This is a genomic window from Nostocoides sp. (genome assembly GCF_037045025.1).
Lineage (GTDB): Bacteria > Actinomycetota > Actinomycetes > Actinomycetales > Dermatophilaceae > Nostocoides_A.
The window spans coordinates 205539-229867 of record NZ_JBAOHM010000016.1; the positions used below are offsets into that span (position 1 = coordinate 205539).

Sequence of the window (24329 nt, forward strand, 5' to 3'; positions counted from 1 at the left end):
TGCGATGAGCACGGAGATGCTGGCCGCATTGCCGCAGGCGTACGCCGCAATCCCCCACACGGTGCAGCGGCATACCCCCCGCCGGCGAGCCGTCGCCAAGGCGATGACTATGGCCGCACAGGTTCCCACCCTGACCGCCGACGTCCGGGTCGACCTCACCGCCGTCCTGGCCGTTCGCCGCGAATGGGCCGGCGGCGCGCGCCCGTCGGTCCTCGGACTCATCGCCTGGGCGGCGGTCCGGACCCTGCGGGAGTTTCCCGCCCTCAACGCCTCGTGGAGCGACTCGGCACTGATCGCCTGGAACCCGGTCAACCTCGGCATCGCCGTGGACACCCCGAAGGGAGTCGTCGTCCCGGTGGTCACGGATGCCGCGCAATACGGAGCACCCGAGCTGACGGCGGCCATCGCGGCCGCCGCCGAGAAGACCCGCGGACGCGGGCTCGACCTGGCCGATCTCGAGGGCGGGACCTTCACGATCAGCAACCCCGGCGCGGTCGGCCCCTCGGTGCGCGCCGAGGCCCTCCTCAACACTCCTCAGGTCGCCCTGCTCGGCCTGCCCGGGATCATCCGGCAACCGGTCGTCGTCGGCACCGGCGACCGGGAACGGGTCGAGATCCGCTCGACGATCACCCCGTCGCTCACCTTCGATCACCGGGCCATCGACGGCGGCGATGCCGTCCGCTACCTGGTCGCCCTGCGCGACCTCCTCGAATCCGCCGACGACGCCGCATACCGCTCCCCCGGGCGCAAGGACGACCACCATGACGACTGAAGCCGCCGCCGCGACACCCACCGAGCGACCGCCCGTGGAGACGATGTTCCACCGGATGGTCATCGCCCGCGGGATCGAGGATCTCTTCGAGAAGTGGACCGCCGACCGCACCTTCCAGGGCTGGTGGCATCCCGGACGCGGCCAGGAGGGTTCGGGCATCGGCGTCATGTGGGCCCTCGCGCCCGAGGACCAGATCATGTGGTACCACCGCGGCGCCATCTGGCCGATCGCCCGCGGCATGTCGCCCACCCTCGTCATCGCCGACCTGCTCGGCCGGATCAATGGCAGCGTCCACGGCAAGGGCGGCGGATCTCCCCACTGGGTCGACCACTCCCTCGGGCTGATGGGATCCGGGGGCACGCTCGGCACCGCCCATGTGATCGGCGGCGGCCTCGCCCTCGCCAAGCAGGTCCTGGGCAATCCCGGGATCGTCGTGTCCGGCTTCGGTGACGGCACGTCTGCCCGCGGCACCTTCCACGAGACCCTCATCCAGGCCGTCGCCTGGAAACTCCCCCTCCTCTACTTCTGCGAGAACAACGGCTGGTCGGTCAGCACCTCCTTCGCTCGCACCTCCGGGACGGCGACGATCGCGGAACGCGCTGCGGCATATGGGATCCCGGGAGTCACGGTCGACGGCCAGGACGCCGCCGCCGTGCGCGACGCGGTCGCGGCGGCGCGGGAACACATCGTCTCCGGCCGGGGTCCCTATCTCGTCGAGTCCAAGACCTACCGACTCGGTGGCCACTACTTCGGCGATGTCGGCAAGTACCGTCCACCGGACGAGTTCGACGCCTATCGCGATCCTCTCGACGTGCTCGGCGCGAGTCTCGATCCAACTGCGCGAGAAAACATCCGGACACGTGCTCGCGCCGAGCTCGACGCCTGCGCGCAGGAGGCGCTCGCCGGCGACCTCCCCGGCCCCGAGGTCATCTTCGCCAATCTGTATGCCGAGGAGTCCCGATGAGCGAGACCAAGACCATGCGCTACCAGCAGGCGATCGGCCTGGCCATCGAGGAGGAGATGCGCCGCGATCCACGGGTCTTCGCGATGGGCCAGGACCTGACCACCCTCGGCGGCCAGTTCGGTCTCTCCCGCGGTCTGATCGATCACTTCACCGAGAACCGTGTTCGTGACACGGCGGTCGTGGAGACCTTCATGATCGGCGCCGCGTGCGGTGCCGCAATCGGCGGCGCCGTCCCGGTCGTGGACATCACCTTCTCCGACTTCCTCTTCATCGCCGGCGATGAGGTCTTCAACAAGCTCGCCAAGTGGCGGTTCATGCACGGCGGCCACCCCAACGAGCTGCCGGTCACCGTCATTGCCGGCACCGGGATCCTCGGCGGCTCCGGCGCCGAACACAATTCGAGCATCGAGGCGCACCTGCTGCACACCCCCGGGCTGAAGGTCGTCACCCCGGCAACGCCCGCGGATGTCAAGGGCCTGCTCAAGGCCGCCATCCGCGACCCGGACCCCGTGATCTTCATGCCGAACAAGGGCATGTTCTTCAGCCGCGGCCCGGTCCCGGTGTCCGAGGACTTCGTCATCCCCATCGGAAGGGGTCAGGTGGTCCGCGAGGGCCGCGATGTCACCGTGATCACCTACAGCGGAAGCGTGCCGGTCGCGGTGGAGGCTGCGAATCGGGCTGCTGCCGAAGGGATCGACGCCGAGGTCCTCGACATGCGCTCGATCGCGCCCCTGGACTGGGACCTCGTCCTCGAGTCGGTCGCCAAGACGCGGCGCGCCATCATCGTCCACGAGGCACCGCATACCGGTGGTGTCGGCGCCGAGATCTCCGCCCGGCTTCACGAGCAACTCTTCGACACCCTCAAGGCCCCCGTCGCTCGCGTCTGCGGCGCGGACACCCACATCCCGCAGAACGCCCACCTGGAGAAGTACTGCGTCCCCTCGGCCGACCAGGTGCTCGATGCCCTGCTCGCCCTCCGCCCAACAGCCGCCGCGCACTAGCGTGCCCCGACCAGGAGACGTTCGACGATGAACAACTGCCCGATGCCACCCCGACGGACGCCCCACTCGACGCGACCGGAGCAACGGCCGCGACCGAGGCCACCGACTCGACCGTGCGCCCCGGCCGCGGGCTGGGCTACTGGCTGGCGGTCCTGCTCGCCCTCGTCCTGCTCTCCGAAGAGGTGGCGTACGCCTTCAACCTCGTCACGCCGGCCCTGCCGCATATCGCCAAAGAGTTCGGAACCACCCAGATCGCCTGGGTGTCAACGGCTTTCTCACTCATGGGCGCCGTCAGCGCACCGCTCTTCGGCAAACTCGCCGACAAATACGGCAAGAAGCGCTGGCTGCTCATCAGTGCCGGGCTGATGGCCGTCGGCTCGCTCATCGTCCTGCTCGCACCGAACTTCGGTCTCTTCCTCGTGGGCCGCACGATCGAAGGCTTCGGGTTGGGGATCGTGGCGATCACCTACTCCCTGATGCGTGACATTCTCCCGCCGCGGATGATGGCGCTCGGCGTCAGCCTGGCGACCGCCGGCATCGGGGTCACCGGCATCGTCGGCCCCTATATCGCCGGGTATCTGTTGGATCACCACGGATACCGGGGCGTCTTCGCCTTCCTCTTCACCCTCCCCGTCGTCATCGGCATCGCGATCGCCGTCCTGGTCCCCGAGACCGACGTCCGCATCGCCGGCCGGATCAACTACCTCAGCGCCATCCTCCTCGGTGCGGCCTTCGGCGTGCTCCTCTACGTCCTGGGCGAGGGCGGCACGTGGGGATGGACCTCGGCAAAGACCCTCGGCGGTTTCCTCGTCGGGCTGCTGGTCCTGGCGATCTGGGCGATCCGGGAGAACAAGGTCGACGTGCCGTTGATCGACCTGCGGGTCGCCAAGAGCCGGGCCATGGGGCTGACCATGACGACCAATCTCATCGCGCAGGCGGTCATCACCGTCCAGTTCGTCCTGTTGTCCTTCCTCGTCCAGGTGCCGCGCAGCCTCGGTCGGACCTACGGCCTGGGCAAGACGGCGGAGCAGATGGCCAATATCACCAGCCTCGCCGGAGTCGCTTCCGTCGCCATGGGATTCCTCGTCGGCTGGCTCGCCCAGCGGGTCGGAGCCCGGCTGCCCAACCTGATCGGCTTCGCCCTGATGGCGGTCGGCTCGGGGATGCTCGCGATGGCGCACGACACCTACGGCCAGATGCTCATCGGTTATGTCGTCTATGCCTTCGGCGGCGGCCTGGTCAGCGCCGCCATCCCCAACCTCGTCATCGCCGCCGTCCCGCCCCAGGTGCAGGCGGTCAGCGCCACCACGGTCGGGGCCATCGGGACGCTGGGGTCGACCATCGCCGTCCAGGTCACCTTCGCGATCCTGGCTCGCAAGATCCTCCAACTCGTGCAAGGCTCACCGATCTATGCCGAACAGGGCTTCACCACCGTCTACTGGCTGGCCGCCGCGGGCTCGGTGATCGCCGTCCTGGCAACCCTGGCCATGCGACACGGACGGCGTCCCGCCTCGGTGGAGGCGTGATGCCTCGCCGCAACGACGACTCCATGGCCGCCGTCGCCCTCCGCGACGGCCGGCTGAGCCTGACGCGGGTGCCCAGGCCCACACTCGGGCCGGGACAACTCCGCCTGCGGCCCCTGGCCGTCGGGGTATGCGGCTCGGACCTGTCCGCGTGGCGGCATACGAACGAATTCCTCCGCGCGTCGGAGGATTCCGGCATGAGCACCTATCTCTTCGACCCGGACCGGGATCTCGTGCTCGGGCACGAGTTCGTCGGACGGATCGAGGAGATCGGCCCCGGCGTGGAGGACGTCACGCTCGGCGAGACCATCGTCGCGCTCCCCTATGCCGTGGACTGCGCCGGAACGGTCCGAACCGTCGGCTACAGCACGGAATACCCTGGTGCCCTGTCGGAGTCGGTCGTCGTGCAGGCCGCGGGTCAGATCCGCGTTCCCGACGACGTGCCGCCTTGGATCGCCGTCCTGACCGAGCCACTGACGACGGGAACCTCCGCGGTCGCGCGGTCCGGGATCGACCGTGGGGCGCACGCGATCGTCACCGGCTGCGGCACAGTGGGGCTCGGCATCATCGCCGTCCTTCGCGAGCGCGGCATCGAACCCATCGTGGCCGCGGATCCCTCACCCGCTCGCCGCGAACTTGCCGTCCGGATGGGTGCGACCGTCACCGTCGATCCCCGTGCCGGCCAGGACCCGTTCGCCGCCCTGGAGGGCGTTGGCCGTGGACCGGTCGTCGTCTTCGAGGCCTCGGGTGCCCGTGGTGTTCTCGGAACCCTGATGGCGGGCGCGCCGATGTTCACCCGCATCGTCGTTGTCGGCACGGCGATGGTCGAGGAACCGATCCGGCCGGTCCTCGGCATCTACAAGAACCTGACCATCGAGTTCTGCGGCGGTCCCGGGCCGGGGCAGGACTATCGCGCCGAACTGATCGAGACCCTAAGCCGGCTCCGGGACAAACGGATCGACGGTCGCGCTCTTGTGACGGGGTGGTGCGGACTCGACGGCGTGCCCGGCCTCTTCGAGGCGCTCCGGCCGGGCGCTGCCGGGTCGATCGAGCACCTCAAGGTCGTCGTCGTCCCGAGACAGGACCAATCGACCATCGGCGACTCCGGCGAACTGGAGACTCTGCATCTCGAGGGAGGAACCACCCCATGACGATCGATCACGACGACCTCGTCCGGCCGTCCGCGCTGGGCCCCGCACTGGTGAACGCGACCGGGGACCCGCGGTGGGCGGATCTCTCGGCAGCGCTCATCGCCGGCGGGAAGTCGAACCTGACCTATCGGCTGTCGTCGCCGGCGGGAACCGTGATCATGCGGCGCCCACCCTCGGGGACCTTGCTGCCGAAGGCGCACGACATGGGCCGCGAGGCGCGCATCCAGCAGGCATTGCGAGGCACCCCGGTGCCGGTCCCGGATGTCGTGCTCTACGACGCCGGCGGCGAGGTCATCGGCGTCCCGTGTTATGTCATGACGGATGTGCCCGGGCACGTGATCCGGGACGAACTGCCACCCGGGTTCGCGACGACGGACAGCGAGCGACGACGACTTGCCGAAGCGCTCGTCGACACCCTCGCCGCCATTCATTCCGTCGACTATGCCGCGACCGGACTCGCGGACTTCGGTGTCCCCGAGGGATTCACAGCCCGGCAGGTGTCGCGGTGGCAACGTCAGTGGGAGCGGTCCAAGGATGGCGACGTGCCGGCGGTCGAGGAGCTGTCCGCGCGGTTGGAGCGGCAGGTGCCGGCGACCCAACGGCATACGATCGTGCACGGGGACTACCGCCTCGACAATGTCGTCGTCGACCGGCTCGACCCCGGCGTCCTGCGCGCCGTGCTCGATTGGGAGATGGCGACCCTCGGGGACCCACTCACGGACATCGGTCTGCTCCTGCTGTATTGGACCGAGCCGACCGACACCCCTCCGCTGCTGACGCCGCACATCATGGCGACAGCCGGGTTCCCGGGCCGCACCTTCGTCACGGATCGGTATGCCGCAGCCACCGGCCTCGACCTGACCGACCTGGGCTTCTACGAGGCCTTCGCGCGGTTCAAACTGGCGGTCATCGGGCAGGGCATCGCCCGGCGGGTGGCGTCCGGCGCCATGGCCGGTCAGGATTTCGGCGACCTGGGGGCGGAGACCGAACGCCTTGCGGCAGAAGGCCTTGCCATCCTCGATCAGGCATAGGACGTGGTGTCATGGACCTGAGCGCAAGTGAGCGTGGCCGCGAGCTGCAGGCGGCGATGTGGGAGTTGATGCGCGGCCGGGTGTTCCCGGCCGAACCGGAGGTGGCGGCCTTCCATGCGCAACATGGCCCGCACGCCTACCCGCCGATCATCGAGGACCTCAAGCGCGCGGCCCGGTCCGCCGGCTTGTGGAACAGCTTCCTCCCGGACGTGAGCGGACTGTCCGTGCTCGACTACGCCTACCTGGCGGAGATCAGCGGCTGGTCGCCGGTCCTGGCACCGGAGGCGATCAACGGGCAGGCGCCGGACAGCGGCAATATGGAGTTGCTGCATCTCTTCGGAACCCCCGAGCAGCGCCGCACGTGGCTGGATCCGTTGCTGGCCGGGGAGATCCGGTCGGCCTTCGCGATGAGCGAGCCGGACGTCGCGTCCTCCGACGCGCGCAATATCGAGACCTCGATCCGCCGCGATGGCGAGGACTATGTCGTCAACGGCCGCAAGTGGTGGATCAGCGGGGTTGCCGACGAGCGGTGTCGCGTGCTCATCGTGATGGGCAAGACCGACCCGCAGGCGACGGCATACCGGCAACAGTCGATGATCTTGGTCCCCATGGACGCGCCGGGTGTCACCGTGGAGCGCCACCTGCCGCTCTATGGCTATCAGGACCAGCACGGCCATTCCGAGATGACCTTCCGCAACGTCCGGGTCCCGGCCTCGACACTTCTCGGCGGCGAGGGCGACGGGTTCGCCCTCGCCCAGGCCCGGCTCGGGCCGGGCCGGGTGCACCATGCGATGCGCGGGATCGGGATGGCCGAACGGGCCGTGGCGCTGATGGCGGACCGCGCCAGGTCCCGGGTCGCGTTCGGCAAGCACCTGTCCGACTTCGGCCGCACCCAGGACTTCCTCGCCGAGTCGCGGATCGAGATCGAGCAGGCGCGCCTGCTCGTTCTCAAGACCGCCGCGCTGATCGACACGGTCGGTGCGAAGGAGGCCCGCACCGAGGTGGCCGCCATCAAGGTGGTCGTGCCGCGGATGGCCGAGCGCGTGATCGGCCGCGCCATCGAGGTCTTCGGCGCCCAGGGGCTCAGCGACGACACGCCGCTCGCGTATTTCCACAGCTGGGCCCGGGCACTTCGCGTGGTCGACGGACCGGACGCGGTGCACCTGCGTTCCATCGCGCGCGAGGAGTTGGCTCGGGAACGCCCCTACGTCGGCTGAGCCTGCCCCGGCCGCTGTCTTCGTCCAGCGGCGTCGGAGGCCGGGCGGTCAGACCGCTTTGGACGCCGACGGTTCGGAGCTACTCAACGCGGAGTCCAAACCGCCGGCGAGGAAATCGACCAGTAGTTCGACGTCGTCGAGGGTGGGCTTGCCGCGGCGACTGCTTCCCGGTCGGGTCAGCTGGGTCACCAACACCTGCACGCACATCCGCATCACCGGAGCGATGGCCTCGGCCGCGGCATCCGGATAAATGGCGGCGGCGGCTTGCTGAGTCAGGCGCGTCGTGGCCCGGTCCGAAATACGGTCCGGGTCGGACTGGGTGAGGCGGCCCACCAGTCGCAGCCATTCGGCACCCGACCGGGGATGCTCGGCGAGCAGTTCCAGGTATGGCTGGGCATACATCTCCACGAGATCCCTCGGACTACCGGCGTCCGGCTCCGCGATCAGCCTCTTCGCGCGCTCGGCGATCTTGGTGCGGACGTCTTTCCCGTGGACCAGCAACACCTCGTCGAGCAGACCGTCCTTGCTCCCGAAGTGATAGTGGACCGAGGCCGGCCCGACGCCGGCTTCCCGGTTGACCGCTCGGATGGACACGCCTTCGACGCCCTCTTGGGCGAAGAGCTTCAGAGCCGCGTCCAAGAGCAGTTGCCTGCCATCCACATCCGGACGCTGCGCCATCGCTTTCGAACCTCTCATCCGGGGATCCGTCCGGCGTCTGCCGGATCGGTGTGTTTTGATCACTCGATCCTATCAATCATCCCGGCTCCGATCCCGGATCGCCGTGCAACGGAGAGGCGGTGGGGCGACTGGCCAGCCTCCGCTAAGATCATGTGATTCATACATCTGTCCACCAATCGGAGGCCCGATGACGCCGCACGGGGATGCGGCAGACCTCGATCCCGCGATCGAACTGGCCATCGCGCACGCCATGGTGAACCGACTGCGTTCACCTGGTCCCGAGATGGTGCGCGCGTATCGCCCCAGCGGCCCGACCGTCGTCTTCGGCCGACGCGACACGCGGTTGCGCGGCTTCCGCGACGCCGTTTCCCTTGCGCGAGAACAGGGCTTCACCCCGCTCGTGCGATCCACCGGAGGCCGCGCCGTCGCCTACACGAACCAGGCTCTGGTCATCGATCACGCCCGCCACGAGCCCGGAGGGTCCCTGAGCCAGGACGACCGGTTCGCATCCTTCGGTCCGGCTACGTCACGGCGCTTCGCGAACTCGGCATACCGGCGCAGCTGGGGCCCGTTCCGGGGGATACTGTCCGGGAGCCCATACCGTCAACTCTCGGGGGACGGTCAAGCTCATCGGGACCTCTCAACGGATCACATCGCGCGGGTGGCTGTTCTCCAGCCTGGTCGAGCTCGGTGACGCCGACCTGGTGCGGCAGGTCCTCACAGCCGTCTACCGGGCGCTCGAGCAGCCCTTCGAGCCCGCGTGCGTGGGCAGCATCTCGGACGAGCTTCCTGGGCTCGGGCACGACACCGTCCGTCAGCGGCTGGTCTCGGTCCATACCGGCGGCGCCCCTGGCGTCGACTGCACACCGGGCGCGGATCTCCTGGCCGAGGCGGCTGAACTCGCTGCCAGGCATCGCTGCTGAGGGGTGGGCACGCGAACCGGTGGCCGGCGGGCGTGATCAGCCCGTCGGGCCGACATAGCAGAGCAGGCCGATCCCGTCACCGCGTCGGGCGGGGACGGCATAATGCTCCTCCAGTTGCGCCACCGGGCCGTCGAACCAGATGGCCGGGCGCAGGGTCACCAGCACGAACCCGGTGTCGCCGCCGCTCACCAGGGCGAACACGTTCGGGTCTTGGAGTATGCGGGCGAAACGTTCCGCGAGCACCTGTGCCGAGTCGGTCTCGTCGTCGAACTCGGCACGGAGGTCCGCCAACAGCCGGCCGAGTACGGGCGCGTCGGCTCGCGAGGCCGTCTGAACAGCGTGAAGATCCGTCACCGGATCAGGCAAGCACTCCTCCACCTCGGCGATCACCGCCACGTGCGTCGCGCTCGTGGCCACGGCGGCGGTCGCCGCCGACCCGCTCTGGTGCTCGCCCGAGGGCGCCGCCCATGACCCGGTCGACGACCGGGTGTCAGACGACGACCAGATGCTGCGGTCCGGCTCCGCGCACGGCGGCAGGCGAGACGCTCCGGTCGAGGGTGACCAGCTCGGCGTCCCGAGCGACCGCGAGGGCCAGCAGATAGGCGTCGGTCACCTGCCGGTGACCCAGCAGGTGAGCGGTGTCGATGACCTCCGGGTCGACGATGCTCACCGAGCAATCCCAGAATTCGTGGTCGGTGCCGTCCCGAGCCTCGCGCAGCAGCGCGGCGGCCTGTGCCACCGTGACGTATCCAGGGTATGCCGGTTGGCTCAGGATGCGGACGAAACCGTTCTCGGTGATCGCGCACGACGCCCACCCGGACTGCAGGCCCGAAGCTCCCCACACGTGCACGCGCTGGTGGTCGACATGATCGGGGTCGACGAGCGCGATGAGGACGTTGATATCCAAGAGCGAGCGAGTCACTCGTCCTCGTCTCGTAGCCGGTCGACGAGCGAGGTGGTCACTACCACGCCGCGGCTGGCCAGCTGCGGGAACCCGCTGCGCACGGTTGATGCCCGCGCATTCGCGCGGGTCAAAGACTGGCGCGCCAAGTCGGAGATGACCTCCCCCGCAGTTCGGCCCTCGAGCCGAGCGCGCTCCTTGGCCGCGTCCAGGACGTCGTCGTCGATGGTCAGGGTGGTGCGCATGCATCAGATGCTAGCGCATCGGACGCCGGTCATCGACACCGCTAGGTCCGGGCGATCTGCGTACTTCGCCCGGACGTCTTCGCCTCGATGTCTTCGCCAGGTGGCTCGGACAGCGCGAACCGAGGCCGCGACGCAGCGTTACCTGTCCCACCGGCTGGATAGGCTGGCGACCCGGGGGGCTACCTGATGGACCTGGCGTCCGAGGTGGACCAAGCCCTGCAGGATCTCGCCACCATGGGCAAGCCGGTGGTGGCCGGCGTCCAGGGAGCCGTGGCCGGCGCCGGGCTCGCGGTGATGCTCTCGGCCGATCTCGTCCTCGCCGCAGAGAGCATGAGGTTCCTCACGGCATACGCAGGCGTGGGGCTCACTCCGGACTGCGGGTTGTCGTGGCTCCTCCCCCGAGCGATCGGCTCGCAGCGTGCGCTCGAACTCGCCCTCACCGGAAGGGTTCTCACGGCGGCCGAGAGTCACGCGTGGGGCTTGATCACCACGGTCGTGCCTGATGATGAGCTGGCCCAGCAGTCCCGCGCCGTGGTGGTGCGTCTCGCGGCCGCGCCGCCGTTCGCGATGGGGCAGGCGAGACGCCTGATCCGGCAGTCGTGGACCTCCACCCGGGCGGAGACCGGCGCCGACGAAGCGCGCACCATCGCGCACGCCGCCACCACCACCGAGGCGCAGCAGCTGATCGGCCAGTTCTTGGCACGCTGACCGGGTCCGCCAGCCGGCCTGGATCGCCATGACCGGATCGTCGCGGACGGCGTGCACACCCGCGACGGCCGGGACTTCCGACGGCTGGGTTCCCTTCCACCGGTCTGTCAGTCGCGATTAGTGCTTCCAGACGAACGTGATCTCCGGGCGCCCGGAGCCACCCGTCCGCTGGGAGCGCGCCACCCGACCGGCGTCGGTGAGATAGATCAGGTATCGGCGGGCGGTCACGCGTGAGGTGTCCACGGCGTCGGCGACGTCACTGGCGGAGAGCCTGGCGTCGGGGGGCGCGGTGCGCAGGACCTCGATGATGCGGTCGAGCAGTTCGGCGCTCAAGCCTTTCGGCAGCGTCGTCCCGGCGCTCGCTGGCTGGTGCAGGTCGCGCAGCATGGCGTCGACCAGGCCTTGGTTCGCCGAACCCGATGCGGCCAGCTCGCAGCGGAACCGGCGGTATGCCGCCAGCCGTGCCGAAAAGTCGGCGAAAGTGAAGGGTTTGAGGAGATATCCGACGATGCCCAGCGAGGCGGCGGAGCGCACGAGGTCGACTTCCCTGGCGGCCGTGATCGTCAACACATCGCACGCACGCCCGCTGGCGCGCAGCGCCCGCACGATGTCCAGGCCGTGTCCGTCGGGCAGGTTGAGGTCGAGCAGGACGAGGTCGACGCGTTCGCTCCGGAGCACTTGGAGGGCGGCGCGCTGGGTCCCGACGCTCGCGACCATCTCGAAGCCGGGGATGCGGCCGACATATTCGGCGTTGCCGGCGGCCACGAGGGGCTCGTCCTCGACAACCAGGACCCGCAGGTCATCCATGGGTGGTCACCGCATCGGTGGGTGCGGCTGCCAGCCGATCGCCGGGAGCCATGGATGGCTGCGGGAGCCGGACGGTGAAGGTGGCTCCGGGCGGAGGGCTGACGGTGACGGTGCCGCCGAGGATGTGCACGGACTGCTGCACGATCGCCAAGCCGATCCCGCGTCCCGCGGCGGTGGAACTGTCCTTGGTGGACCAACCCCGTTCGAAGGCGCGCCGCGCCCCCTCGTCGGTGAGTCCGGTTCCGGTGTCCGCCACGGTGAGCACGACATATCCGGGTGCGGCGGTCCCTGCGCCGAGTCCGGGCTGAGCGTCGGCCTGGACATCGACGATGATGCTTCGTTCCTCCTGCGCCGGGCAGCACCGCAACGACTCGATCGCGTTGTCCAGCAAGTTGCCCAGGATCGTGACGCCCTCCCGCGGTGGCAGGACACCGGCCGGCAGGTGCGCCTCGGGATCCAGGCGCAGATCGATCCCGAATTCGGCCGCCTTGGCGGCCTCGCCCAGCAGGAGCGCGGCCAGGGCCGGTTCCTCGATGGCGCCGAGGATGGTGTCCCGATGCCGCTGTGTGGCCTGCAATTCCTCGGTCGCGAACTCGACCGCTCGCTCGGGCTGGCCCATTTCGACCAGGGTGATCACGCTGTGCAGCCGGTTCGCGGCTTCGTGTGTCTGAGCATGCAGGGCATCGGCCAGGCTCGTGGCCACGCCGAGTTGGCCGGTCAGTTCCTCCAATTCGGTCCGGTCCCGAAGCGTGGTCAGGGTTGCGACATGGCGACCGCCACGGCGCACCGCGTTGGCCGAGACCAAGAGCACCCGGCCGGAACTGGCATGGGCCACATCGGCGTGCTGGCCCGGGCCGGTCATCAGCTCGACCAGGGATTCGGGGAGCCCCAGGTCGGCGATGCGTCGCCCGAGCGCATCGGGCGGGATGCCCAGCAGGCGGGTTGCTTCGTCGTTGATCACCTCGAGAGTCCCCTCCGGATCGACGATGAGCAGTCCCTCGCGCACGGCATGGAGCAAGGCGTCGTGATGTTCGTGCATGCGGGACAGCTCGCGCGCATTGAGGCCAAGAGTGTCCCGCCGGACCCGCCGGGCCACGAGCCATGCCCCGCCACCGGACAGGAACCCGGCGGCGAGCCCGGGCAGCAGCAGTTCGGGCAGGATCGTGCGCACCTGCGGGCCGACCCGACTGCGCAGCAGGCCCACCGCGACCAAGCCGATCACGCGCCCCGAAGCCATGACGGGCACCACCGCCCGCGTCGACGGGCCGAGGGAGCCGGCATACTGCTCCACCACAACCCCGCCGGCCTGTGCGGCCGCGATCGACCCGGCATACCGGCCGCCGACGAGCGCGGGATTGGGGTGGGTGAACCGGGTTCCGTCGGGGGACATGATCACGACGAAGTCGGTGCCGGTGCGGGTCCGCTCACGTTCGGCGAGTGCCCCGAGAGCGCCGGCAGGATCGGCCGAGGTGAGGCCGTCGCTGGCGTCGGCGGTCGCGGCCAGGGTGCGCGCGATATCGGTGACCTTGCCCGCCGCGACCTCCTCGGCCCGGCGATCGGCCTGACGATAGGCCAGGAGCACGGAAAGCCCGACGACCAGGGCGGCGACGACGACCTGGATCGCGAGTACGCGTGCGGCCACGCTCCGAGAGCTGACGATCATGATGACAGCCATGATGCCCTGACCGCCAACCCGATCGCGAACACTATGAACACAAGGCTTCCCCGCGGCTCGGCGCCGCGCCACGCTTGGCCGACGAGCTTGACTGACGACTCGGCAAGGAGGCCGGTTCCCGTGATTGCCCTGCATACCGCGATAGCGATCATCGCGATCATCTTGATGATCATCAGGTTCAAGATCGACCCGATTATCGCCCTGGTCCTCGGCTGCTTCTATCTCGGCCTGGCCTCGGGAGTGGGATTCGAAAAGACCGTCGAGGCCATCACGGGGGGGTTCGGCGACATCATGGCCAAGATCGGCCTGCTCATCGGATTCGGCGTGTTGATGGGCGCCCTGCTCCATGCGATCGGCGCCTTCAAAGTCATGGTCGACGCGCTCGTTCGCATCGTCCCCGCCAATCGCTTGCCCTATGCCCTGGCCGTCGCCTTGACGGCCATCTTCCCCTCGATCTATGTCGATGTGCAGGTGGTCCTCGCGGCCCCGGTCGCGCGCTCCTCGGCGAAATTCATCGACAAGCGTGGCCTCGCCTGGCTGGCTGCGGCCCTCGGCACCGGCATCTTCTGTGGCTACGTCTTCGTCATCCCTGGCCTGGCCGCCATCTCCATCGCGGGCTTGCTTCAGGTGCAACTGGGGACCTACCTGATCTACGGCATCGTCATCGGGCCGGTCACGGCCATCCTGACGGTCTGGCTCTTCCGCCGCATGCTGTCCATGGGCTGGTGGAACCCGGAGAAGGACGAGGAGATCTCCGAGGGGCTGCTCGAGGAGGAGTCGGCCGACGAGTTGGTCGACGCGGGTCAACGGCCCTCCCTGCTGCTCTCGGTCATGCCGATCCTGGTGCCGCTTCTGCTCATCGCGTTCGGTGCCTTCGCCGATCTCCTCAAGTTCTCCAACCCCTTCATCGCCTTCATCGGCAACGCCAACTTCGCCCTCTTCCTCGGGCTGCTCGGCGCCTACGTCATGGCCCGCCGGTTCGTTGGGAGTGACCGCACCGCGGGTGCCTTCACCGATGGCTTGCACACGACCGGCGAGATCCTGCTCGTCACCGGCGTCGGCGGCTCGCTCGGCGCCGTCATCAAAGCGACCGGCCTGGCCAAACTGCTGGGTGGGTTGTTCTCCGTCGACGCCGGCGCCCCGATCGTGTTGTCGATCCTGCTGGCGTGGTTCATCGCGGCGGTGCTGCACCTGGCGATCGGCTCGGTGTCGGTCGCGGCCATCACCGCCGCCGGCATCGTCGCCCCCATCCTGGGCTCGATCCCCCTGCCCCCGGTCATCATCGGCCTGGCCATTGCCTCCGGCTCGATGTTCGCGCTTCAGGTCAACAGCAACTTCTTCTGGATGTTCAAGTCGCTGCTGGGCCTCTCGACCCAGGGCAGCCTCAAGACCATGACCACGGTGACGAGTTTGGCCTCGCTCATTTCACTGCCCCTCGTCATCGCCGCGTCGCTCGTGGCGTGATCGCCTCGGCGTTGCCTTCTTGGGGCTGCCCTCGTGGCTCTGGCCGTTGGCGTAGTGGACGGCGCCGATGGCCTGGGCGAAGGTGGAGATGCGGCGGCGCGGGTCGTCGCGCAGCTGGCACATCAGCGGGCTGTAGGCGAGGTCGCTGTTGGCGACGACGAGTTCCAGCTCCGGCGCGAGGCGGGCGGCGCCCGCGAGAAGTTGCGGGAAGCAGTCGGACCTGCCGAAGACGACCCGGCGTGAGGTGGCCGGGTGCAGGATCCAGTCGGTCTCGTGCCAGCCGCTCCACCGGGAAGTACTTCGCGGCCAACCGGAAAGCGCCCTGCTGGCTCGTGTATTTCCGCAGCGTCCCCGGGATCCACGAGTTTGACGTTGAGCACCGAGCGCACGTCGTCGCGATGGAAGCCGCGCTCCGGATGGCTGCCGAGATCGAGGACGCAGTTGTAGACCTCCAGCGGCAGGTCCGGGATCTCCCCAGCCTTGGTCACCCACCTGGTCCCCAGCTCGGTCCCGAGCGTGTGCGCGCACACCCCGTCGGCGATGTCCTCCGGCGCGTGCAGCGACAACTCTACCGCCGCGGTGAACGCCGCCATCGGCCCGTCGTTGACGATCCCCACGGCGCCGGATGCCGCGCGTCTTGTAGACCTCACCACCGACGCTCAAGCCGTCGACCACGACGTCGGGGAAACACATCCCGACCGCGTCGAACGCGAAATCGACTCCCGCCGTGGCGGTCTCGCCCTCCTCCACCAACTCGAGGATGGCATCCAGCGGCATACCTGCCGTCGCCAGCGCTGCATCGAGGCGCTCGCCCAAGAGCCCCTCCTGCCCCGCCACGCCCTGCCGCGATCTCGTTTACGGACAGCGTGTCGCGGCCGACTGCACAGGACCGATCCTTTGCATCTGTGTCGGCGGTCTATCTCGAAGTCATCGGACGAGCTGATCACAAGATCATCCCGGCGCGGCACATCGGTGAAACAATCATGTCATGAGGCGGCGAGAGATACTGCGAACCGCGGGGGTTGTGGCTATGGGCGGCGCCCCGCAGGCTCGGGCGATGGCGAGCACACCCGATAGCGGCCGAGTCGGGCCGCTTCGGCGGGGACCCCTGGACCTGGTCGCCACGGGCGACTTCACCTCGGTCGCCGGCCTCGAGACCGGGGTGAGCGGCCTGACGGTCCGAAACCTCGGGCGGGCAATCCTGACAGAGGACGGCACTGGCTACCTCCCCGATCCGCCCTGGGTCTTGGCCGGAACGCACCTGACGATATCCGGCGGGTTCACGATGACGGTCGAGCTGAGGGACATCGGCGGCGAAGCAGCGGTCCTGCTCGCGGGCCGTCCGCCCATCGTCTACGACGAGTTCGTCAACGACCGCGGCTCGCTTCGGGTCTCCGTTGCGGGGAGTTCGGCGCGGGCCAGGCTGGTCAGCGCGACGAGTCGCCAGCGAGCGGTCGAGCAACGCACGTGGTCCGTTCCGGCGGGCAGCGCGCATCGACTGACGATCCAATTCACCGGCACCCTCGGCACCGGCACCTTGCGGATCGGCGTCGATGACCGAGACCCGGTCAGCTTTCCCGCCCATGGGCTGTTCGCCTCGGGCCAGGTGTGGCTGGGTATGGAAGCAGCCACGGTCAACGGCTCGTTCCGCATACCGTCGTGGCAGGTCATTTCGGCTGCGGGCTCGAAGGTGGCCGCCGTCGACACCACCCCACTGCGCCCGGGAGACCAACCCGGGATGGGTTTGCAGGAGCTGGCGACGGTATCGCACCCCGGCTTCCTCATCGGTGCCGCCCTCAGCGCCTCCTCGCTCTACAGCGATCCGGCCTTCGCCAGGCTCGCACTGGGCGGCCAGATCGGCCTGATGACCACGGAGAACGCCCTGAAATTCCAGTTCATCCAGCCCCAACGAGGACTCTACGAGTTCCGCGAAGCGGACGCGCTCATCCAGACCGCCCGAGACAACGGCCTCGCGGTGCACGGGCATACGCTCGTCTTCGGCGAAGCCATTCCCCGCTGGGTACGGGCCCTGCCTGCCGCAGACCCAACCCACATGCTCGGCGTCATGATCGACCACATCCGCACGGTCGTCACCCACTACGCCGGCCGAGTGCGCAGCTGGGACGTCGTCAACGAGCCGCTCGCAGACGACCCGACTTCCGACGGCTTGCGCAGGAACATCTGGCGCCGCACGATCGGGGCGCGATACATCGCCGACGCCTTCACGGCGGCCCACGAGGCCGACCCGGATGCCAAGCTCTTCGTCAACGAGTACGGGCTGGAGGCACACGACGAGCGCTGGGCCACCATGCGCGGTCTGCTGGAGCGCCTGATCGGCCAGGGGGTGCCGATCGACGGGGTCGGGCTGCAATGCCACGTCTACGACGGCGAAGACGTCATCGTGGCGGACAATCTGCGACGCGTGCTGCGTGAGATCGCCGATCTCGAGCTCACCGCCCGGATCTCCGAACTTGATGTCTTCGGTGACAACCCTCGGATCCCCACCGACCATCACCAGGCGGAACAGTTCGCGACCGTCCTGCGGACTTGCCTGGAAGAGCCGGTGTGTGAGTCACTCACCTTCTGGGGGTTGAGCGAGCGCTACGGATCCACATCTTGGCTGGACAACGGACAACTGGAAATCGGCGACGGCCTCCCCTGGGATGAACAGCTGCGGCCGCTTCCCGCTGTCAACGCGATGCGCACCGTACTCACCTCATGAGGCACGGTGGATCGGCGAAATAGGCAGCGCCCCAGACCCCGATCCTCCCTCTCGTGCCTTCGTCTCCCGATCCGCGCCTGACGCCGATCACGCAGGGAACGTTTTCGAGGTACGCCCTCGTCGACGGGGCCGCACCAGCCGCTCAGCTCGGGGGTGACGGCACCTGGTGCGGCATTTACGTGCTTCACTTCGATGACGGTGAGCTGTAAGTCGGGCAGTCTCGGTCGTTCCGGTCCCGTCTTGCCACGCATCTGCGCCATCAACGCGGATGCATCCTCCATCTCGACTTCGCGCCCGCGCCAGTGAGTCGGCTGAACGAGCTGGAAACCCGGGTCATCGTCACGCTCGAGGGGCGTGCCCGGGGTTCATCGGACCCGCTATCGCACCAGCGGCGATGTCAGTCGGCTGATGTTCCTGTCTCCGGCAGACCTCGCCTCGATGCTCGAGGAGGAGGCCATTGTCACCGCCGCCCGCCGACTCGCGATCGGTTTGATGAAGCGGGGCGGCGGGCTGCATGGACGGCACCACAGCGATGCCCTGGCCGATGCCATTTTTCCTGGTCGATGACACCATCGAGGCTCTGGCGAGGAAGGGAGACCTGGAGTACGCCAGGTTCCTGGACGACCTGGCCCACCTCGGCATGGCGCATCGCGACACATCCGAAGATCGTTAGTCTCGCGCTGTCGATCAGCGCGGCGGGCGCGCCGGGTCAGACAACCAAGTGCGCAGGGCAGATCGTGACGGGGAAGGGCAGCGTCAGTCCGAGTTCGACGCTCCCCCTGACCCGGCCGACCTCGGCATAAAGGCCGTCGCGCAGATCCCACGCGATCAGACTCGGCTCGTCCGGGTCGAGCACCCAGTACGACGCACACCCAGCCGACTCGAACCGAGAACGCTTGAGCAACAGATCGATTCGGCGCGTGCTCGGCGAGAGAATCTCCACCGCCAGCACCGGGGCGACCGGTAGGTTGCGCGTGGTCAAGTCGCTCGTGCGGGCGACCAGGACATCGGGCTGGAGGACGGTGTCCTCGGCGAGCACCACGTCGAAGGGCGCGGTCAGGACCTCCAGGTCCCCTGGGGCGGCGCCAACGAGAGTCAAGAGGAGGTTGCGGACGGCCCGCTGGTGATTCGTCACCGGTGCCGGCGTCACGACCAACACCCCGTCGATGAGTTCATAGCGGTGCCCGTCGTCGGGCATCGTCTCCAGATCCGCCCGCGACAGCGGCCGGCTCCTGGGCAGCGTCGTCACGACAACCATGGTCCCTCACCTCGTCGCCGGATGTCAGCTGATCAGCGTCTCACTCGCACCCGAAACGCGGGGAATGTTATCCACATCAGAGCTCGGTGCCGTCCACGCAGAACGCGAACCGAGGCGCGCGCCTCGATCAGGTGCCTGAGCGGCGTTCGAGACAGAGGTTGGCGTAGTGGATGGCGCCGATGGCCTGGGCGAAGGTGGAGACGCGGTAGCGGGGATCGTCGCGCAGCTGACACATCAGCGGGCTGTAGGCGAGGTCGCTGTTGGCCACCACGAGTTCGAGCTCCGGCGCGAGGCGCGCGGCGCCGGCGACGAGTTGCGGGAAGCAATCGGACTTGCCGAAGACGACCCGGCGCGTCGTGGCCGGGTGGAGGATCCAGTCGGTCTCGTGCCAGGCGGCGGCGAGGAACTCACCCTGGTCCTCGAAGATCCGCTCCGCCACGGCGTCATGTCCGCCAGCGGCCAGGTGCATCAGTTTCTCCAGCAGGGGTTTCCGCTGCTGGGGCGGGATGGTCCAGTCGTCGGCGCCGCACGCGAACAGCCCGTCGGCGCGCAGTTGCGCGAACAACTCCGGCCGCTCGGTCGGGAAGTATTTCGCCGCGAGACGGAAGGCGCCCTGCTGGCTCGTGTACTTCTGCAGCGTCCCCGGGATCCGGGAGTTGAAGTTGAGCACCGAGCGCACGTCGTCGCGGTGGAAGCCGCGCTCCGGATGGCTGCCGAGGTCGATGACGCAGTTGTAGACCTCCAGCGGCAGGTCCGGGATCTTCCCTGCCTTCGTCACCCAGCCCGTCCCCAGTTCGGTGCCGAGCGTGTGGGCGAACACCCCGTCGGCGATGTCCTCCGGCGCATGCAGGGACAGCTCCACCGCCGCCGTGAACGCCGCCATCGGACCGTCGTTGACGATCCCCACCGCGCCGTCGTGCGTGACATAGGCCGCCAGGTCGTCCTTGAGCGCCGTCAGGTGGGCGAACTCCGCCTCATAGTCCACCTCGGGATTACCGCGGATGCCGCGCGTCTTGTAGACCTCGCCGCCGACGATCTGGTCGTCCACGACGACATCGGGGAAGCACATCCCGATCGCATCGAACGCGAAATCCACTCCCGCCGTGGCGCCTTCGCCCTCCTCGACAAGATCCAGGATGGCTTCGAGCGGCATACTCGCCGTCGTCAGCGCCCCGTCGAGGCGCTCCCCCAGCAGCCCTTCCTGCCCGCGCACGCTCTGCCGGATCGCCGCCAGCCGCAGCAGCCGCACGATCGCGATCAACGCGGTCGTCAACTGGTGCATGCGGGTGTATGCCGCGGGGAACCAATCGAACTCCTTGTATGCCGTGGTGATCCCGTTCCGGGAGAGCACCGCCCGGACATTGGTCCCACCGACGTCGATCCCGAGGATGCAGCGCTGGTCCAGCTCGCGCAGCGCCGCGGCGCATGCCTCCGCGATCCCCGACCCCTCAATCACCGGCGCCGCCGGCCTCGCCGCCGCCACCGGCCCGGCCGTCAGCGTCCAGGCGAACCGTTCCCCCGGGCTCCCGGTCTGGGCGTCCAGCATCCGCTCGATGACGTTGATGCACCTCGCATATCCGTGACGGTCCTTGCGCGCCAGCGCGATTCCGAACTTCGTATCGAACGCCGCAGTCAGCTCCTGCGCGAACTCGACATCTCCGTCGGCGACGAAGTCGATCCGGCGCCCACCGATCGTCGAGAGGATGTTGAAGAGCGATCCAAGGACGTACTCGGTGGCGAACTCCGGTTCGTCATCGGCCAGGCCCCGGGCGAGCGGCAACCGCAGGTCGTATGCCGCCGCCTCCCCCGCGGTCGGCAGCACCCGTGCCTGCAGCACCCAGGACTCGGTGGGCGGAAGGGCGCCATACGCGGCACGCACCGTGCACATCCATACCGGTGAACCCGCCCGCGCCGCTGCGAGGAACTCACCCGTGACACTCATCGCTCATCGTCCTCCTTCGCTGCTCCCGCCGGCTCGCGGAGAGCGTCGGTACGCACGACCACCCCGGCCTCGGCGACATAGCCGACGAATCGTGCCAACTCCTCGGCACTGAAACCCGTTGTGCGGTCGGCGAACTCGTGGGGGATATCCATTCGTCGGTATTTCGCCGCGGCCAGCGGATTGAAGTTCATCAGCTCGACCGGGATCGCCGGATCGATCGAGGCGATCAAGGCCCCGACCGCCCGCAGGTTGTCCGGGGTCGCCGTGTAGCCCGGGATCAGCGGGGTGCGGACCAGCAACCGGTCCTGCCCGCGCAACCGCTCCGCGAGCCGGCGCAGGTTGGCGATGATCGGGGCATTGCGGACGTGCGTGGCGCGCACATGCTCGGCCTCGTCGACGACCTTGACGTCGACGATGAACAGGTCGATGACCTCCAGCAGCGCCTCGACCGAGTCCCACGGCACGAGCAGGGTCGTCTCCACGGCGGTGTGTATGCCGAGCGCCTTGAGCTCCGCGGCCACCTCCAGGACGTAATGGGCCTGGTAGAGCGGTTCCCCACCGGAAAAGGTCACCCCGCCGCCCGAGACCTCGTGGAAGACGCGGTCGTGCCGCAACTCGGCGAGGATCTCCTCGACGCTTGCCCGCCGCCCGTCGAGGGCCAGCGCATTGCGCGGGCACGCGTCGACGCACGCCCCGCACGAGGTGCACGCGTCGTGGTCGATCCGCACGCGATTGCCCGGCTCCAGCGTCAGTGCATTCTCCGGGCACGCCGTCACGCACGCGCCCGTCGAATCACACAGATTCGTGAAGTGCCAGAGGCGGATCGACTTCTCGATCCCCTCCGGGTTCTGGCACCACCGGCACTCCAGCGGGCAGCCCTTGAGGAAGAGCGTGGTCCGGATCCCCGGTCCGTCGTTCGTCGAGAACCGTTGGACGTCGAAGATCCGGCCGTCCGTCATGACTCGTCGTAGCTCGTCCGCGCGATGATCTCGTCCTGCAGATCCTTCGACAGCTCGGTGAAGTAGGCCGTGTAGCCCGCGACGCGGATCGTCAGGTTGCGGTACTGGTCCGGATTGCGTTGCGCCGCTTCGAGATCGTCGCGCGTGACGACGTTGAACTGGACATGGTTGATCTTCAGCTTGACGAACCCGCGCAGCATCGCCGCGAACGCCTGCACGCCGTGTTCGGTCTGGAACAGGCGCGGCAGGAACTTCATGTTGAGCAACGTCCCATTGCTTCCGTATGCCGAGTTGACCCGCGACACCGAGGTCAGCAGGGCCGTCGGGCCGAGCCGGTCGCGGCCGTACACCGCGGACAGGCCACCATCGGCGAGTGGGGCGCCCGACTTGCGGCCGTCGGGAGTAGCGCCGACATTGGTGCCCATCGGCACGTGCGCCGAGACGGTGTAGAGACCCGTGTGATAGGGCCCGCCGCGATAGTTGGTGTGCCCCTTGAGCTTTCCGGCGAAGTAGGCGACCCAGTCGTTGCCGATCCGATCGACCCACTCGACATCGTTGCCGTATTTCGGCGCCTTGTTGAGCAGCAGCTGGCGCAGGACCTCGTCGTCGGCGAAGTCGCTCTCCAGCGCTGCCTGGACCCGCTCGCGCGTGACGAGCCCGTCCTCGTAGACGAGTTTCTTCAGCGCCGCAAGGGAATCGGCGACATTGGCGACCTGGATGATCTGTATGCCGGACAGGTTGTAGCGTGCGCCGCCGCGGGTGACGTCCTCGCCGCGCGCGATGCAGTCGTCGATGACGGCGGACAGCAGCGCGGTCGGCAACAGCCGCTGGTGCATCTCCTCGACCGCCTCGCACGCCTGCAGCATCTTGTCGAAGAAGAAATCGATCTGGGCGCGGAAGGCAGCCTCGAGATCGGCATACGACGCGAGGTCGACCAAATGACCGGTATGCGGCCCGAGCTGGGCGCCGGTGATCAGGTCGCGGCCGTCGTTCATCGCCAGCTCGAGGCACTTCGGCAAGTTGAACATCGCCGCATCGGACCAGCCGAGGTTGTTGCCCGGAGTGGTCAGCTCGACGCAACCGACGATCGCGTAGTCGGTCGCGTCTTGTGCCGAAATCCCTTGCGCCTCGAGGGCGGGGATGATGCTCTCGTCGTTGAAGACCTGCGGCATACCGCTGCCGAGGCCGATGACCCGGGTGCATTCGAGGAGGAAGTCCTCGGGGCTGTTCTCGTGCAGCCGGGCCGAGAGGTTGGGCTGCGGCAGGCAGATATGGTCCTGCGCCTTGAGGAAGAGATAGGACAGGGTGTTGGCCTGATCGTGACCGGCGCCGTCGCGGCCGCCGATGGCGACATTGAAGCCGATCGGGAAGCCGGCGAAGAAGGCGGCGCTGTGGGCGTTGCGGAGATAGACGATCTGGTTGAACTTCAACCACATCGCCTCGATCAGTTCGAGCGCCCCGGCCTCGTCGAGCCGGCCGGCCTCGACGTCGGCGGTGAAGTAGGGATAGAGGTATTGGTCGGCACGGCCCGGGGAGAAGCTGGAGGCGTTGGACTCCAGGTGCAGCAGCGCGAAGAGGAACCACAGCGCCTGGACCGCCTCGTGGAAGGTGCGGGCGCCGCCGTCGCGCAGCTGCTCGCATACGGCCGCAACGGCTTCGAGGCTCTCGCGGTGCTCGGGCGTGGTGGTGGCCAGGTCGCGGGCGAGCGCGGCATACCGGCCGATGTAGTCCTGGGATGCCTCCAGGACGAGGACGACGCACTCGTAGAACTCGCGGGTCTCCTCACTCGCGGTGGCGAGTTGCTCGCGCGCCCGGGCGGCCAGGCCGGCCGGGCCGATGGCGATCCAGGTCGCGACGTCGGGGCAAATGTGACCCTGAGCATGGTCCTTCTGGTTGATCTTGACCACGCGGGCGATGGCGTCCAATAGCGGAGCTTGCTCGGCGCGCAGGGTGTCCTCGAGGCTGCGGCCGGTCCAGTAGGGCAGCACCTCGGCGCGGAAGGCGCGGATGTCGTCGGCGCGGACCTCGAAACGGTCCTGCGCCCGGGTCGGCAGCGACTCGATCTCCTTGTCAATCCACGAGATTCCCGCCTCGGGGAAGACGACGCCCGCACGCACGCCCGCCGTGCGGTTGCCGACGATCAGCTCTTCCGGATCGATGTGGATTGAGATCTGCCGCATGGCGGCGGCCAGCGACTCGACGCGCTTGCGTGGCACCGATGCGCCCTCGTTCGCTCGATAGACGTCGGTGATCAGCAGTGCCTGCTCGACCGAGAGATAGCGCGGCTCGGCGAGCATCCGGTCGCGCAGCCGCGCGATTCTCGGGCTCGGGCCGCCAAGTTCAGACGGCATGGCACGGCTGGGCTGGGGTGTGGTCGTGGTCATGGGT

General features: G+C 68.4%; 23 protein-coding genes. 12 read left to right on the forward strand and 11 right to left on the reverse strand.

Going from position 1 to position 24329, the window contains the following annotated elements; translation table 11 throughout:
- Window positions 1–4 precede the first annotated feature (4 nt).
- The 7 genes from V9G19_RS23510 to V9G19_RS23540 all read left to right on the forward strand — a co-directional run bounded on the left by V9G19_RS23510 (window position 5) and on the right by V9G19_RS23540 (window position 7659).
- Window positions 5–772, forward strand: coding sequence for a 2-oxo acid dehydrogenase subunit E2 (locus tag V9G19_RS23510; protein ID WP_462287813.1), 768 nt, complete (start codon window positions 5–7; stop codon window positions 770–772).
- Window positions 762–1736: a thiamine pyrophosphate-dependent dehydrogenase E1 component subunit alpha gene (locus V9G19_RS23515; protein WP_462287814.1), complete on the forward strand. Its 975-nt coding sequence runs from the start codon at window positions 762–764 to the stop codon at window positions 1734–1736. The genes V9G19_RS23510 and V9G19_RS23515 overlap by 11 nt, the downstream gene beginning before the upstream one ends.
- On the forward strand, window positions 1733–2737 hold the full coding sequence (locus tag V9G19_RS23520) for an alpha-ketoacid dehydrogenase subunit beta (RefSeq protein ID WP_462287815.1): 1005 nt from the start codon (window positions 1733–1735) through the stop codon (window positions 2735–2737). The genes V9G19_RS23515 and V9G19_RS23520 overlap by 4 nt, the downstream gene beginning before the upstream one ends.
- A gap of 113 nt (window positions 2738–2850) precedes the next feature.
- Window positions 2851–4263: an MFS transporter gene (locus V9G19_RS23525; protein WP_462287816.1), complete on the forward strand. Its 1413-nt coding sequence runs from the start codon at window positions 2851–2853 to the stop codon at window positions 4261–4263.
- Entirely contained in the window at window positions 4263–5411 is a 1149-nt protein-coding gene (locus V9G19_RS23530; RefSeq protein ID WP_462287817.1) for an alcohol dehydrogenase catalytic domain-containing protein, read from the forward strand. The genes V9G19_RS23525 and V9G19_RS23530 overlap by 1 nt, the downstream gene beginning before the upstream one ends.
- The gene (locus tag V9G19_RS23535) at window positions 5408–6442 is read left to right on the forward strand and encodes a phosphotransferase family protein (RefSeq protein WP_462287818.1); all 1035 of its coding nucleotides are present in this window, start codon (window positions 5408–5410) and stop codon (window positions 6440–6442) included. Before V9G19_RS23530 ends, V9G19_RS23535 begins: the two co-directional genes overlap by 4 nt.
- A gap of 11 nt (window positions 6443–6453) precedes the next feature.
- Window positions 6454–7659, forward strand: coding sequence for an acyl-CoA dehydrogenase family protein (locus V9G19_RS23540; RefSeq protein WP_462287819.1), 1206 nt, complete (start codon window positions 6454–6456; stop codon window positions 7657–7659).
- A gap of 48 nt (window positions 7660–7707) precedes the next feature.
- Here the strand turns inward: V9G19_RS23540 and V9G19_RS23545 are convergent, their stop codons facing one another.
- Entirely contained in the window at window positions 7708–8355 is a 648-nt protein-coding gene (locus V9G19_RS23545; protein ID WP_462287820.1) for a TetR/AcrR family transcriptional regulator, read from the reverse strand.
- A 686-nt stretch (window positions 8356–9041) separates the two neighbouring features.
- On the opposite strand from V9G19_RS23545, the gene V9G19_RS23550 reads away from it, so the two are divergent.
- Window positions 9042–9260 carry a hypothetical protein gene (locus tag V9G19_RS23550; protein WP_462287821.1) on the forward strand — a complete coding sequence of 73 codons (219 nt, stop codon included), beginning with the start codon at window positions 9042–9044 and terminating at the stop codon, window positions 9258–9260.
- A gap of 36 nt (window positions 9261–9296) precedes the next feature.
- Here the strand turns inward: V9G19_RS23550 and V9G19_RS23555 are convergent, their stop codons facing one another.
- From V9G19_RS23555 to V9G19_RS23565, 3 genes are all read right to left on the reverse strand, one after another.
- Window positions 9297–9656 carry a hypothetical protein gene (locus tag V9G19_RS23555; RefSeq protein WP_462287822.1) on the reverse strand — a complete coding sequence of 120 codons (360 nt, stop codon included), beginning with the start codon at window positions 9654–9656 and terminating at the stop codon, window positions 9297–9299.
- 94 nt (window positions 9657–9750) lie between these two features.
- Window positions 9751–10182, reverse strand: a complete 432-nt coding sequence (locus V9G19_RS23560; RefSeq protein WP_462287823.1) for a TA system VapC family ribonuclease toxin — start codon at window positions 10180–10182, stop codon at window positions 9751–9753.
- The gene (locus V9G19_RS23565) at window positions 10179–10406 is read right to left on the reverse strand and encodes a ribbon-helix-helix domain-containing protein (protein ID WP_462287824.1); all 228 of its coding nucleotides are present in this window, start codon (window positions 10404–10406) and stop codon (window positions 10179–10181) included. Before V9G19_RS23565 ends, V9G19_RS23560 begins: the two co-directional genes overlap by 4 nt.
- Window positions 10407–10592: 186 nt before the next feature.
- Between V9G19_RS23565 and V9G19_RS23570 the strand changes: the two genes are divergently transcribed.
- A complete protein-coding gene (locus V9G19_RS23570) occupies window positions 10593–11114 on the forward strand; it encodes an enoyl-CoA hydratase/isomerase family protein (RefSeq protein WP_462287825.1) in 522 nt (173 codons plus the stop codon).
- A 117-nt stretch (window positions 11115–11231) separates the two neighbouring features.
- Here the strand turns inward: V9G19_RS23570 and V9G19_RS23575 are convergent, their stop codons facing one another.
- A complete protein-coding gene (locus V9G19_RS23575) occupies window positions 11232–11921 on the reverse strand; it encodes a response regulator (RefSeq protein ID WP_462287826.1) in 690 nt (229 codons plus the stop codon).
- Window positions 11914–13584 (reverse strand): sensor histidine kinase, encoded by a 1671-nt coding sequence (locus V9G19_RS23580; RefSeq protein ID WP_462287827.1) that lies wholly within the window; start codon window positions 13582–13584, stop codon window positions 11914–11916. The genes V9G19_RS23575 and V9G19_RS23580 overlap by 8 nt, the downstream gene beginning before the upstream one ends.
- 132 nt (window positions 13585–13716) lie before the next feature.
- Between V9G19_RS23580 and V9G19_RS23585 the strand changes: the two genes are divergently transcribed.
- Complete coding sequence (locus V9G19_RS23585; protein WP_462287828.1) at window positions 13717–15060, forward strand: GntP family permease; 1344 nt, start codon at window positions 13717–13719, stop codon at window positions 15058–15060.
- On the opposite strand, the gene V9G19_RS23590 is transcribed toward V9G19_RS23585, so the two are convergent.
- Entirely contained in the window at window positions 15022–15876 is an 855-nt protein-coding gene (locus V9G19_RS23590) for a hypothetical protein (RefSeq protein ID WP_462287829.1), read from the reverse strand. The genes V9G19_RS23585 and V9G19_RS23590 overlap by 39 nt on opposite strands.
- A 241-nt stretch (window positions 15877–16117) precedes the next feature.
- Here V9G19_RS23590 and V9G19_RS23595 point away from each other — a divergent pair, with 241 nt between their 5' ends.
- A complete protein-coding gene (locus V9G19_RS23595; protein ID WP_462287830.1) occupies window positions 16118–17782 on the forward strand; it encodes an endo-1,4-beta-xylanase in 1665 nt (554 codons plus the stop codon).
- Between the two features lie 354 nt (window positions 17783–18136).
- Window positions 18137–18349: a hypothetical protein gene (locus V9G19_RS23600; protein ID WP_462287831.1), complete on the forward strand. Its 213-nt coding sequence runs from the start codon at window positions 18137–18139 to the stop codon at window positions 18347–18349.
- Between the two features lie 142 nt (window positions 18350–18491).
- Here the strand turns inward: V9G19_RS23600 and V9G19_RS23605 are convergent, their stop codons facing one another.
- The 4 genes from V9G19_RS23605 to V9G19_RS23620 all read right to left on the reverse strand — a co-directional run bounded on the left by V9G19_RS23605 (window position 18492) and on the right by V9G19_RS23620 (window position 24325).
- A complete protein-coding gene (locus V9G19_RS23605) occupies window positions 18492–19040 on the reverse strand; it encodes a Uma2 family endonuclease (RefSeq protein ID WP_462287832.1) in 549 nt (182 codons plus the stop codon).
- 127 nt (window positions 19041–19167) lie between these two features.
- On the reverse strand, window positions 19168–20982 hold the full coding sequence (locus tag V9G19_RS23610) for a hypothetical protein (protein WP_462287833.1): 1815 nt from the start codon (window positions 20980–20982) through the stop codon (window positions 19168–19170).
- The gene (locus V9G19_RS23615) at window positions 20979–21941 is read right to left on the reverse strand and encodes a glycyl-radical enzyme activating protein (RefSeq protein WP_462287834.1); all 963 of its coding nucleotides are present in this window, start codon (window positions 21939–21941) and stop codon (window positions 20979–20981) included. Before V9G19_RS23615 ends, V9G19_RS23610 begins: the two co-directional genes overlap by 4 nt.
- A complete protein-coding gene (locus V9G19_RS23620) occupies window positions 21938–24325 on the reverse strand; it encodes a glycyl radical protein (RefSeq protein WP_462287835.1) in 2388 nt (795 codons plus the stop codon). Before V9G19_RS23620 ends, V9G19_RS23615 begins: the two co-directional genes overlap by 4 nt.
- Between the last annotated feature and the right edge of the window lie 4 nt (window positions 24326–24329).